Source organism: Vibrio sp. Y51_MX_L26 (genome assembly GCF_024181935.1).
Classification (GTDB): domain Bacteria; phylum Pseudomonadota; class Gammaproteobacteria; order Enterobacterales; family Vibrionaceae; genus Vibrio; species Vibrio diabolicus.
On record NZ_JAMZAS010000003.1, the window covers coordinates 157,676 to 170,539 of the forward strand.

Consider the following 12,864-nt stretch of genomic DNA (forward strand, 5'->3'; position numbering starts at 1 on the left):
CTACGCCGCACTGAGCGAGTAAAGGTTATGTTCAGGTTTACCTGCAAACATAATTGCGCCTTCAATCGCGTCAAACTGTGGCTCAACAACCCATTGCTGAACTGGTGGCGAAAGCCAACGTAAAATACGTTCAGCAATGCTGCCCATTAAACAAATACGTGTTGCGCCGCGCTTGTTTAATGCCACGAGAAACATTTCTATATCAGCTGCAGTTTGCTTCAGCATCTCAATTGCTAGTGCATCACCTTGTTCTGCATGTTGGAAAATTGCAGGAGAAAACTGGCCATAATCACGAGGAAGCGCTTGTTTAGACCAAGCCACCACGTTATCAACGTCATTTTCGAAATGCGCCATGACGTGTTGTGCTAGAGGCGTTTTCTCTCTGATGCCATCTTCTGCTAACAAAACTTGTTGAACTAGGCGAAGCCCCATCACTGCGCCGCCACCTTGATCCGAAATCGGGAATTCACGACCACCGACAACGTGCTGCTCCAATCCTTTAAGATAGATGCCACAAGAGCCCGTTCCTGCGATCATGATTGCGCCATCTTCGCCATTGTGTGCACCAACGCACGCGCCGTAAGCATCTGTATTAAGAGTCATACTGGCAAACGGATGAGGAAGAGACATAAAGGCTTGCCAAGATGCTTTGTGCTCAGCACCTGCAAGGGCTAAGCCGACATGCATCGATGTAAAATCTTGTTGTGTCAGGCCACCTTGTTCGGCAGCCGAAGAGATGGATTCAAGAATCGAAGCCATTGCAACTTCAGCGCCTAGCATGATGTTGGCGCTGCCGCTTTTGGCCTCGCCAAGAAAATTACCTTGTGAATCTTTAATCCTGGCTCGACATGACGTGCCGCCACCATCGATACCAACAAAATACATCCCCATGATTATTGTTCCTTAATATTTTTAGAGGTTGCCAACTGAGAAATATGCTGAGCTTGACTCATTATCGCGAGTAAGTACCAAGCGCCATGCGGGATCCATTGTTCGCCCCAGCGCCAGTTTTGTAACATGTCGTCTTTTTGTGCTGGTGGGTTAAATGCGATGTCTTCCTCGTCTTCAAAGCCGCCAGTGATTCCGTTACACACACCGCCTTTAGCGTTGAAGAAACCATATTGAGGAAGGTAATCAGGGTTGTTACGACCGTGGCCATCAAGCATGCACATGTCGTATGGGTTTAAGCCTACAATCCAGTTCAATGCATCTTGAGCAAACACGAAAAGTTGTTGCTGTATTTCTTGCGACGCTATATGCGGTTGAGCAAGATACGCCATGGTCGCGAGTGAGCCCAATCGAGCATTCTCGCCTTGCCACCAATAGCCGGATTCATTGTTGTGTGCGACAAAAAATGCATCGCGTTTTGACTCATTTACGCCTTTAACATACTGGCGAGGGTAACCGAATGGGTTGGTCACTTTATTGGATATTTTGATCTCAAACTCACACGCTCGGTTAACGATGCGTTTTACCGATTCTGTCTGTACGGAGTCGTCTTCAATTGCTAGGTATTCGCACAGGGCAATAACGGGTAGACCTGCTTCGGCAGCGTGAAAGTATGGACGACTGCCGTCTTGGTTTGCTGACCAAAAGTGTTGAATCTGTTCGTCGCTCATTTGGCGGGCAACTAAGCGTTGTGCCCACAAACGGCTCTCTTCCAAGTAGCGAGTTTCTTTGGTGGCTTTAAACAGTTCTACACTAGCTAGTAGCGCACAGTATTCGTCGATAATGTTTTCTTCACCATCATTGAGGTACTGCGTATTGTGCTCTTTTAAGTGCCAGTAACCATTTTCAGCAGCGTTGCGGTATTTCTGTTGATCGTATTCGCCGTGAACACCTAAACGCGACGCCGCGGCCAGCGCTGCGATGGCGACACCGCCACCTTGTCGAAAGCCTGCTTGGTAGTCATCAAATTTGTGACCAAGTTGCGTTTCGTAGGCACAGATTTCTCGTTGCGCAGTATCTTTGCTCCACTTATCAAAGACTGTCATGTAGAAGAAGCCTTTTTCGTTTTGCATACGAACAAGGAAGTCTGCACCGAACAGGGCTTCTTCAATAAGACGTGTACGTGTGAAGGCTGCAATGTCTTCGCTTCCTTCAAGCAATGAAAGTCCTTTTAGGATGTTCCAAACCACCATTGGGGTTTGTTGAGGGTTCAAATAATTAGCGTATGAAAGATGACTTAAATACTTGCTAACGTCTCCAGATGCGTCGTACCACCCTCCGTGTACATCAACCGTTTGGTTGGCGCTGAGCACTGGAACTTGTCGATCTTGTTGATCGAAAATTCCACCACAACGTTGTGATTTGAAGTAGTGGATCACATCCGACAAAGTTTGATCCAACAGAATATGTTCGCCAATGGTGAAAGAGGAAGAGCGCGTATCTTCCACTTGCAGGAAATAGTCGCCTGAATCTGTGAAAGGTGAAAAGTCGATGAGGTAGAAATAGCCCTGATGCCAGTTCGCCACTTTACCCTGTTCTTCAACCGCAAAAGTTGCCACGGTTTGCTCGGTAGTGGCACAAATCAATTGGGCAGTGTAAGAAGACAAGTGTGGTTGTTCGGTCTGGACAATGGCTTTCTTTGGGCCCAGATGTTCATAACCAATGTGGTTAGTCAGTAGCAGCATTCAATGTCTCCGGGAAACGATAAAACAGGAATGGGTCAGGCTGAACCTGACCCTCGTTATAATTAATCTTCAAATAAGTAACAGCGAACAAAGTGGTTCTCAGAAAGCTGAGTGACTCCTGGTAGTCGTTCGCGACATTTATCGGTTGCGTGTACGCAGCGTCCTGCAAATGGGCAGCCGACTGAATCCGGTGTCCAAAGTGGGATTTCCCCTTTGTTGCCTTTCAGCTTCTCGTGGATAGACTTCGATGGATCAGGCACAGCAGATACCAAGAGTTGCGTATATGGGTGCTGAGGATCGTGAATGATTTCCTCAGTATCCCCCCATTCAACCATGTGACCTACGTACATAACCGCGAGATCCTCAGCAATGTAGCGCGCCGTTGCGATGTCGTGAGTGATGTAAAGCAGAGACATTTGTTTCTCGAACTTCATCTCTTCCATCAAGTTCAAAACACCAGCACGAATTGACACGTCCAGCATTGATGTTGGCTCATCTGCCAATACCACTTCTGCACCTACAGCGATGTTACGAGCTAGGTTTACACGTTGACGCTGGCCGCCAGACAGCTGATGTGGGAACTTTTGCGCGGTTTCTTTTGGCGGAATCAGACCAACTTGTTCTAGTAGGTCATACACACGCTCTTCCAGTTCCTTTTTGTTGCCTGGTGCAATCTTTTTATGGATCAGCAACGGGCGAGCAATATGGTGAAAGATATTGTGTGTAGGGTTTAGTGAGCCAAATGGGTCCTGCCATACCATTTGTACGCCTTCACGATATGTCATCAAGTCATGTCGAGAGGTAATATCTTGGATATCACGACCTCTGTATTCGATTACACCCTCGGTAGGGGCGTACATTTTAGCTATCATTTTAGCGGTAGTAGATTTACCAGAGCCTGATTCACCTACTACTGACAAACCGCGGCTCTTGTACATCTTGAATGACACGTCGTTGATCGCGCGCATTTTTGACTGCTTGATTGAGTTACTATTTAAAGGGAAGTCCTTAACGACATGTTTACCCTCAATCAGCAGTTCGCCGAGTTGTTTGCTCATAATTCTCTCCAGTGTAATTTTGTTCTTAGCTAGCGTTATTTTTTGTTGTTAAACCTTAGCTTGAGCAATCGTGTCGCCGTATAAGTGGCAATTTGAAAAACGACCAGGTTCAATTTGACGCAGCTGAGTTGGTACTCGTGTACAAGCTTCGTGGACGCGGTCGCAGCGGGCTTGGAAGCGGCAGCCTTGAGGAATCTCTAATAGGTTCAAAGGGTTGCCTGGAATACCAGTTAATTTGGTTTTAGGACCAGTTAGTGGAGGGAAAGAGCTACCCAAACCTTTAGTGTAAGGGTGGTAAGGACTTTCCAGAATTTGCTTAGAAGGAGCGACTTCAATTAACTCACCGGAGTACATAATGCCGATTCGATCCGAGAACTCGACCATGAGTGACAAGTCGTGGGTAATGAAAAGGATCGAGAAGCCGAACTCTTCTTTTAGTGCATAGATCTTTTGTAAGATTTCACGCTGAACCACAACATCGAGTGCCGTCGTTGGCTCATCCATGATGATCATTTTTGGGTTGAGAGCCAGAGCAATCGCAATGACTAAGCGCTGGCGCATACCACCAGAAAATTGGTGTGGGTAGTCATTCAAGCGGCTTGGATGAATATCAACGATTTCCAACAATCCTTCGGCGCGCTTTTTCGCTTGTTCACGTGTCATGTTGGTGTGGCGCATGATGACATCGCAAAACTGCTCTTCCATCGTAAGCACCGGATTTAATGCGTTCATAGCACTTTGGAACACCATCGACATCTCGCTCCAGCGGAATGATTGCATACGTTCATCGCTGTACTTGATGATGTCTTCTCCGTTGAAGATGACCTCACCACCAGTGATGAATGCTGGCGGCTTATGAAGACGCATGAGCGAGAAAGCAACCGTGGATTTACCACAGCCAGATTCACCAGCCAGGCCAAAGACTTCACCTGGCGCAATGTCAAAGCTAACGTTGTTACAGGCGCGGACATCGCCCGCATCTGTGATGTAATCTACGCATAGGTTACGGATAGAAATTAGTGGTGCAGTCATGATTATTTATCTCCGCTCCATAGTGCATTTTGTGGTGCCATTTCAGGCGCGCGCTCTTTCTTGTCTTTCTCTGCCAGTTTCTTCCAGCGTTTCATGCCTTTGTGAGAACGAAGCTGTGGGTTAGCAATTTCATCAACGGCAAAGTTAAGTAGAGCAAGACCAGTCACCAAAAGAGTTAAGGCGATACAAGGTGCTAATACTTCCCACCATGCGCCAATCAACATCGCTGATGAGGTTTGCACGTTGTAGAGCATGATGCCCCAACTGATGGTGTTGGCATCGCCCAGGCCCAAGAACGAGATTACAGCCTCAGTATTGATAGCGAGCATTACTGAGCCGATGAAGCTTGCACCGACAATCGGGATTAGGTTTGGTAAAATTTCAACGAAGATGATGCGGAATGAAGATTCGCCCAATACTTCAGCGGCTTTCACAAACTCTTTCTCGCGTAGAGCCATGGTTTGAGAACGGACAACACGCGCGCCCCACGCCCAAGAGGTACCAGCGATAATCAAGGCAATGGTGAGTGGACCTGCTTCGCCAATAAAGGCTGCCAGTACAAAGAGCAATGGGTATTGAGGGATTACCAGCATGATGTTCATCGCTGCACTCAATATGTCATCCACTTTGCCGCCGAAGTAACCTGCCGAGATACCAATGACCGTTGCTAGGAAACATACGATGATGCCAGCACCAAAGCCGACACCCAGCGATACGCGAGCACCGTAAGCCACTTGTGACCAAATATCACGACCCATACGTGAAGTCCCCAGAACGTGATCAGCCTTTTTCGACATAATCAGCGTACGACGATCATCTGCTAGATTTTTAGCTACCCAGCCATCAGGATTATTTTGCGCTTGTTTTACGACAAAGCTAGGGTATTCGTGTGGATTACCGGTTCGCTTGTCTGGCGCATGTTTCGTAAGTAAAGGAGCTGCGATCGCAACGAATACGAATACGGTAACAATACCAAGACCGATTCGAGCGAATGAGTTACCTAAAATAAGTTTGAATAGTTCTTTCATGATTATTTGCCTCCCGTACGTAGGCGAGGGTCTAGAATCATGTACAGCATGTCAGCCATTAAGTTGAAGCACAGCATGAACATCGTCATGATAATTAACTGACCTTGAAGTACTTGGTAGTCACGAGCGTGAATTGCGTTAAGTAGCACGGTGCCTAAACCTGGGTAGTTGAAAATCATCTCGATGATCAATTGGCCACCAATGGCCATACCCAAAGACATAGATAGCGCGGTTACACTTGGAAGTAGCGCGTTACGTGCGGCGTAATTGAAGACGACACGGTTCTCGCTCAGCCCTTTGCCTTTCGCCATCGTGATGTAGTCTTCGGCGAGAAGGTTGATCATGTTGTTACGCATATTGACGAGGAAGCCGCCGATCTGAACGATGGTTGCACAGAATAGAGGGAGTACTGCGTGGTAACCCACGTTTTTGATGAACTCCCAGCTTGACCAATCAGGGATAGTACCTGGCGTGTAAGCATAGCCAGATGGGAACCATTTTAGGCCAATCGCAAAGGTAAACAGCGCTAACATTGCGATAACCATCTGTGGGATAGCTTGAATGATCAATGTACCAGGCGTTACGAATGCATCGTACTTACTACCACGCTTCCATGCGGCAAAAATACCGAGTACAGAAGCGATTGAGAAAGAAAGTACAACCGCAGTACCAGCTAGGAAGAGAGACCAGCCAAATGCACTACCTAGTAAAGAGTTAACTGAAAGAGGGTAGAACTGGATTGATGTACCTAGCTCCCAACTTAGAATGTTTTTAATGTACGAAAAGTACTGAATGTAAATCGGCCCATCAACGAAACCGAGCAGTTCTTTCATTGCTGCGATTCGTTCTGGCGTCACCTGTACAGAAGCGTTAGCAAACATCATGGTAACTGGGTCACCAGGCATTGCTCGCGGAATAATAAAGTTTAACGTCGCTGCAACTAAGAGCGCGACAAGATAGAACGACAAACGTCTTAAAAAATAACCCATAACTCACACCTTACTCACCCAGATTTTTTCCCTGTTTCTGGTTTCAGGTCGCTCCTAGCGAAATTTAGAGCGAAAAATCCCCTGACGACGAGCGCCACATATTGGTTTCGTTAACAAGGGATTTTTATAGGCGGCACACGGGATGTATGCCGCTTGAAATGAACTTCTACTTATTTAACTGGTTTTAGGTCCAGCACGTGAAGTAGACGCTCTGGGATACCTGCCCAAATGTTTGGACGGCCCTTAGGATTTTCTTCGTTCCACCAACCAGTGAAGCGAGTTGTGTTGTATTGATACATGTACGCGCCAGATAGCACAGGAATGGTTACTTGGTCCTGAGCAATGATCTTCTGGATACCATGAGCGATTTCTAGCTGTTCTTGCTTATCAGCGGTTTTGTAGAAGCTGTTAAGAAGACCGTCTAACTTATCGTTCTTGTAAAAGTGCATTGCAAAGCGAGGCATACCGTCACCAGACTGTAGCTTCGAGTTGTAGCCGCTGTCCCAGTACAAGTGTGGATCCGCACCGTGGAAGTAGTTGGTGTAAGCAACGTCGTATGTACCTTCTAGCATTGCTTGGTTGTATACCGAGAAATCTGGAGTACGAGCACGTGCTTTAATGCCGACTTCTGCTAGTTGCTCAACAGCTAGTTGTACAGTGTTGTTAAAGTCAGTCCAACCGTTTGGCGATTGAATGAGAAGCTCGAAAGACTTGCCAGATGGTGTATCTACAAAGCCATCTTTGTTTACATCTTTGAAGCCTGCTTTAGCAAGAAGCTTTTTCGCACCTTCGGCGTTGTATGTGTTGTAACCTTTGTACTTGTTGTGCGTCTCTTCGTCAGACCAAGCTTCGAATGCGTAGCCTAGACCTGAAGCGAAGTCATTTACTGTACCGCCACCGTAGAATGCAATGTCGATAATCGTTTGACGGTCTAGCGCCATAGAGAACGCACGACGGAAGTCAACGTTAGTAAGTGCTTCGTTTTTCGCCGCGTCTGGGTTTTTGAAGTTCACTACAAACGCTTGAGTACCCGCTGGTGGGTACCAGTAGTGGTGATTCGGACTTGCTGCAGCGTAAGTGCGGTCGATGTCTGGTACGAATGAAGACGTCCAGTCCATTTCGCCGTTAACGATTTTGCCCAAGAATTGGTCGTTGTTCGCGATTTGTGGCACTCGTAGACAGTCTACATCTAGGTTATCAGCATCCCAGTAATTCGGGTTCTCACACTGAATGTATAGTTGCGGTGTAAAAGTGTCGATTTCGGTAAATGGACCACTACCTACTGGATTTTCGTTTGTGAATGTTGCTGGATCTTTCACTTTGCTCCATACGTGCTTAGGTACAACTGGTACTTTCGCAATTTCGTAAGGAACGTTTGAGTTTGCTTCGCTTAGACGGAATTTAACTTTGTAGTCGTTAACTTTCTCTACGCCAGTAACCCAAGAGTTGATACCAGACTGGTCTAGCTCTGGCTTCTCTTTAACTAGGTTGAAAGAATAAACTACGTCATCAGCGGTAAACGCTTTGCCGTCAGACCATTTTACGCCCTTACGAATATCGAAGGTCACGCTCATTAGGTCATCAGCCATGGTAAAGTTTTCTGCTAGACGAAATACTGGCGTGTTACCGTGCATTTCGTTAAAAACAACGAGCGGCTCGTAAATAAAGTCGGTTGTTGTGTGCAGGTTAGTTGCACCCAAGAAAGGGTTAAAGTTACGAACGAAAGTTGTAAACTCTTTAGGGTGGATAGTCAGTTCACTGCGTTCAGCCGCAGTAGCTACCGATGCAAAACCTGTAGTAGCCGTTGCAATAATTGCTGTTGCTAGTGCTGTTTTTTTAATATTGGCAAGCATAGCTGTTCCTTACTATTTGCTTTCATTTCACTAAATGGAATTGAATGTCATCAATTGATAAACACTCTCCAAGACCTACCTCTTGTTTATGCATTACTCATTACAACATTGAGTTTCGCCAAGAGTGGCCTGTAGGCCTTAGGCAGGAGTAAGAAAACACCTTATCCATAAAATAATCAAACTCGATTCTCGTTAAAAACGTTAAAATATCGTCACTCTCCGTTATAAACGTTATTTTGGCTAATTTTGACTAGAGATAGACCAAAAAATAAACGTTGATATGCGTCGCAGTTTATATCCTTATTAATAGTGAGTGTTAGTGATTGCTAACCTACAATCTATTTAAAATAAAAGCCTTCTGATTCTCTTCCTGGTTCGGAGATCTCGCTCACATGCAGAAAATGTGTTAATTAATTAGCTAAAAATTAATCTGCCGTTCTGTTGTGATTGAGTTCGCAATCTCTGTCAATTGTTGGTTAAAAACCGTTTGTTATCTGAAAAATAGTCTCTTTTATCGACAGTTTTCTCTCATTTATTGCTCTTTTTTTATTGTGAAAATGAAGTGTTTTATTCGCTTGACTCAACCTAGTTTGGGTTGGTTATATCGATAGAAGCGTATGTTTGGAATTCCTAACATGGACAACTTTGTCCAGAGGCTTATTCCTCTTTAGAGAAAGAGAAGGGCTGGATAATAAAAAGCCCAGCGTATGCGCTGGGCTAGTTTTTTGATAGGTATTAGCTGGTCAACAGTCGCTGTAGTTTATCTCGTTGAGCTTCGATGTATGCACGCTCAGGACTCTGTTCTTTACAGTGTTCAAGGATGAATTCTATTGAGCTCAACACCGTTCTCCAACGTGGCGTTTTCGGCAGAGTTTCTATACGCATGTATTTATCCAAAGTGCGTGTTTGCAGAGTGCTACGGTCAAGATAAACGCGCCATAAGCCACTTTGTTCGGCAAATGCGAATTTACTTTCACCAGTGACTGACTCCCAATACTCTAAGGCGTGTGTCATTGCGTCGACCAGAATTTCTCGCATTAGCTCTTGTTTGTCTTTTTTGTTACCAAGCGCTTTGTCTGCAAGCCGTGTAAACTCTCCACCGAGTTCTTTCAGCTTCTGCAGCTGGTCTTTATCGCCATCAAAAGCATAACTTGAAAGCACCTCTACTGCGGTTTCTAGGTTGTGTATGCGAGCGGCATTGGCTCCTCCGCCAACATTAAAGATATACATGACATCTAAGCCTGAGCCTTCAGGTAGTTTAAGAATGTCTGCTTCGATGTTTTGACGAATATCTTCAATATAGATATCAATCTTGCCACAGTAATGAGGTTGTTTGACGGTCAGATACTTAGGTGCAATCAACTCATCGGCAGATGAACGTTTTAATTGTTCTAAGTTACGCTTGAATAGCTTGCAAGCAGCTTCATTAGCAAACCGGATACGTTTATCTTCACGCAAACAGATAATCGCTTCAGGAGCCGATTCCAGTTGTTCCAACAATCGCCCTTGAGTTTCTAATAAGCTTGCCTCTACAGCCGCTCGTTGGCGAAGTTCAGATTCAAGTATCTTATTCTCCATGTGGCGCATTTCAGCTTGGCTTGCCGTTAAGTGCGCTTGGATGCGCGCAGCTAGCTCTTGTTTATTGAATGGCTTAGATAAATAGTCGTTGGCTCCTGCTTCAAAGCCTCGTACACGATCTTCTGTTTGACTAAGCGCGGTTAGCATAATGATAGGTAGCTCGGCATGGTCATAAGTTTCACGTAATTCACTGCAGACTTGATAGCCGCTCATGCCTGGCATCATGATATCCAATAACAGGAGTTCCGGTTTTTCCTGCTCAACGAGTGCTAATGTTTCTGGTCCATCAGAGACGGTACGTACGCGATAGCCCTCTAAACGTAAGAAACTCTCAAGCACACGCAGGTTTACTGGCTCATCGTCAGCGACATACAGTAACGGGCCGTCTGGATTCTCTGGCAGTGATAAGTCTTCATTGTTCTCTACATCGATTTCAGGAATCTGGAAGTGTCCGTGCGCTGCAAGGGTTTGAGTTGTTTGGATCTCTTCTTCACTGGCAAGTGGTAACGTGAAACTGAAGGTGGTGCCGACCATAGGCTGGCTGCTGACGTATAACGAGCCACCCATCAACTCAATCAATTGACGGCTAATCGAAAGCCCGAGCCCCGCACCTTGACGATAGCGACTTGCGTCTTGTCCCGCTTGGATAAGTGGTTCGAAAATATGTTCAAGATGTTCTGCGGGAATACCTTGCCCAGTATCCACAACTTGCACACGAACATGATCATCAACCACATTGGCGGAGATAACGATTTTACCTTCTGAGGTGTACTTAATCGCATTACCGATCAGGTTATATAACACTTGTTCAAGGCGTTGAGGATCGGCAGACACCGCTTTCAAATCCGCTGGTACTTGGTTGATGATACGGATGGTTTTATTTCCGAGTAAATGGCTGGAAAGCTCTAGTACCAGTCGCGTTGCACTGGCTAAACTCACCGCTGACTTCTGGATATCCATGCTTCCGTAACGCATTTTATGATAATCCAATAAGTCATCAACAAGGTTTGCGAGACGTTGCCCACTTTTAATGATGATATCAAGCTGATATTTTTGGCTAGCAGGAATAGCACCGTTAGCGCCGGACGCTAAAGTCTCAGCGATTCCGACCATGCCGTGCAATGGTGTGCGGAGTTCATGAGAAGTGGTGGCTAAGAACTCATCTTTAAGTTTGTCGGCCAATTGCAGTTCATCATTTTGTTTTTGAATGATCTGTATGTTGCTCTCGAGCTCTTCATTTTGCTTCTTAATGGTTTGAATTTTCTCTCGAATAGAGCGTTGCATTCGTTCAAAACTCAGCGCAAGACGGCCAATTTCATCTTTGCGAACCGTATTAAAGGTGGTGTCATCAAGATCTCCGGCAGACACTTTTTCGGCAGCCCAAGTTAACTTCAGCAACGGAGAAGTAATAAAGTTTGATAAATAATGGGAAGCGATTACCACTAGAATGATGGCGATCAGCATGGCGATAACAAACAGTTTTTCTAGTTGATGAATACGAGCGAAAGCTTCGTTTTCTGGTAATTGCACGACGAGTGCCCAAATAACACCACGCGTTTCAATCGGTGCATAAGCAGCGATGATCTCTTCACCTAAACCGTTCGTGTAAGTGCCGACGCCAAATGCACCAGAGAGTGCTTTATCGATCACTTCTAAGCTGTTCTTAATGTCATCTTGCTTGGTGTTAATTGTGCGAGGTTGGTGATCATTTCCAACCAGTAAGGTGTTAATGGATGACTCTCGGTTGGCGTCTGCGGCTAACTTCGTGATGCCATTATTTGGTAAGCGGAACATAGCATAGCTGTGTAGGTAGCCTTGCTGAACAATTGGAGCACCTAACCAAGCGACTTGTTTACCACCTTCCAGTTCGAAATCAGACACAATCACAGGGGTGTAGTCTTCATTCACCTTACGGCGTTCAGTGACGTCATCAGCTAGACGCTTGAAGGTTTTGCCAAGTGCTGAGTCTTTGTAGGGGCCTGATAATAAGTTTGTTCCGTAGTTATCGTCTTTGTTGATCGAATAGGTGACATTACCGTTGATATCGACCAGCAAAATATCATTAAAATCAGAGCGCTTGAGGAGCTCCAAGTAGGCCCAGTGGTAACGTTTATGTAAGAGTCGGTAACGTTCACTTCCGACATAGTTGGAAGACTCGGGTAACGTTGACGTTTTGATTTGATCTCCGCTGCCTTCAATGTAGCGCTGTTGGGCATTTTTACGGGATTCTTCAATGTCATTACCTAAACGACTAAAAGCATTGACGAGACCGTAGAATCGACCACCACTGGCGTAAGCCAGTTCAGAGCGCACAAAGCCCATGACTTCGGTTTCCCGCGCCTCAAAGTAGTCGATAATTTGCTGTTGTTTTGTATCTCGAACAGACAACAAGTGTGAGGTGCTTTGTTCTTGCAGATCTTTACTGTGGGACTGTAGGAAAAAGATCGCAGTAATGGTAAGAGGTGTGATACTGAGCACCAGAAATGCGGTCATCAGTGTACTCTGAAGGCGCTTAAATTTCTGTTTTTTGTAGAATTTAAACATGGATAAGATTACAACTCATAAAGGGCAGTTCTAAAATGTACTTCGCTGCCGAGGTTCTCGTTAAAAACGGATAAGAAGTTCAACTAGATAGAATTAACAAAATTAACGAGTTTTTTTTCTTTGACAAGAAAGTTAGTTGTAAAGCGTGC

8 protein-coding genes are annotated in these 12,864 nt (G+C 45.5%); all 8 read right to left on the bottom strand.

Going from position 1 to position 12,864, the window contains the following annotated elements:
* The 8 genes from NL645_RS09385 to NL645_RS09420 all read right to left on the bottom strand — a co-directional run bounded on the left by NL645_RS09385 (nt 1) and on the right by NL645_RS09420 (nt 12,715).
* The gene (locus tag NL645_RS09385) at nt 1-891 is read right to left on the bottom strand and encodes an N-acetylglucosamine kinase (protein WP_140295412.1); all 891 of its coding nucleotides are present in this window, start codon (nt 889-891) and stop codon (nt 1-3) included.
* Nucleotides 892-893: 2 nt separating this feature from the next.
* Nucleotides 894-2,633 (bottom strand): glycoside hydrolase family 9 protein, encoded by a 1,740-nt coding sequence (locus tag NL645_RS09390; protein ID WP_253651617.1) that lies wholly within the window; start codon nt 2,631-2,633, stop codon nt 894-896.
* 62 nt (nt 2,634-2,695) lie between these two features.
* On the bottom strand, nt 2,696-3,691 hold the full coding sequence (locus tag NL645_RS09395; RefSeq protein ID WP_005394711.1) for an ABC transporter ATP-binding protein: 996 nt from the start codon (nt 3,689-3,691) through the stop codon (nt 2,696-2,698).
* Between the two features lie 48 nt (nt 3,692-3,739).
* Complete coding sequence (locus NL645_RS09400) at nt 3,740-4,723, bottom strand: ABC transporter ATP-binding protein (protein ID WP_005394709.1); 984 nt, start codon at nt 4,721-4,723, stop codon at nt 3,740-3,742.
* 2 nt (nt 4,724-4,725) lie between these two features.
* Entirely contained in the window at nt 4,726-5,751 is a 1,026-nt protein-coding gene (locus tag NL645_RS09405) for an ABC transporter permease (RefSeq protein ID WP_005394707.1), read from the bottom strand.
* Nucleotides 5,752-5,753: 2 nt separating this feature from the next.
* Complete coding sequence (locus NL645_RS09410) at nt 5,754-6,740, bottom strand: ABC transporter permease (RefSeq protein WP_005394705.1); 987 nt, start codon at nt 6,738-6,740, stop codon at nt 5,754-5,756.
* A 170-nt stretch (nt 6,741-6,910) separates the two neighbouring features.
* Entirely contained in the window at nt 6,911-8,593 is a 1,683-nt protein-coding gene (locus NL645_RS09415; RefSeq protein ID WP_005394703.1) for an ABC transporter substrate-binding protein, read from the bottom strand.
* Between the two features lie 735 nt (nt 8,594-9,328).
* Nucleotides 9,329-12,715, bottom strand: a complete 3,387-nt coding sequence (locus tag NL645_RS09420; RefSeq protein ID WP_048625952.1) for a response regulator — start codon at nt 12,713-12,715, stop codon at nt 9,329-9,331.
* Nucleotides 12,716-12,864: the final 149 nt, after the last annotated feature.

Coding starts and splice junctions, on each gene's coding strand:
- NL645_RS09385 (WP_140295412.1), bottom strand. CDS start 891: ATGGGGATGTATTTTGTTGGTATCGATGGTGGCGGCACGTCATGTCGA.
- NL645_RS09390 (WP_253651617.1), bottom strand. CDS start 2,633: ATGCTGCTACTGACTAACCACATTGGTTATGAACATCTGGGCCCAAAG.
- NL645_RS09395 (WP_005394711.1), bottom strand. CDS start 3,691: ATGAGCAAACAACTCGGCGAACTGCTGATTGAGGGTAAACATGTCGTT.
- NL645_RS09400 (WP_005394709.1), bottom strand. CDS start 4,723: ATGACTGCACCACTAATTTCTATCCGTAACCTATGCGTAGATTACATC.
- NL645_RS09405 (WP_005394707.1), bottom strand. CDS start 5,751: ATGAAAGAACTATTCAAACTTATTTTAGGTAACTCATTCGCTCGAATC.
- NL645_RS09410 (WP_005394705.1), bottom strand. CDS start 6,740: ATGGGTTATTTTTTAAGACGTTTGTCGTTCTATCTTGTCGCGCTCTTA.
- NL645_RS09415 (WP_005394703.1), bottom strand. CDS start 8,593: ATGCTTGCCAATATTAAAAAAACAGCACTAGCAACAGCAATTATTGCA.
- NL645_RS09420 (WP_048625952.1), bottom strand. CDS start 12,715: ATGTTTAAATTCTACAAAAAACAGAAATTTAAGCGCCTTCAGAGTACA.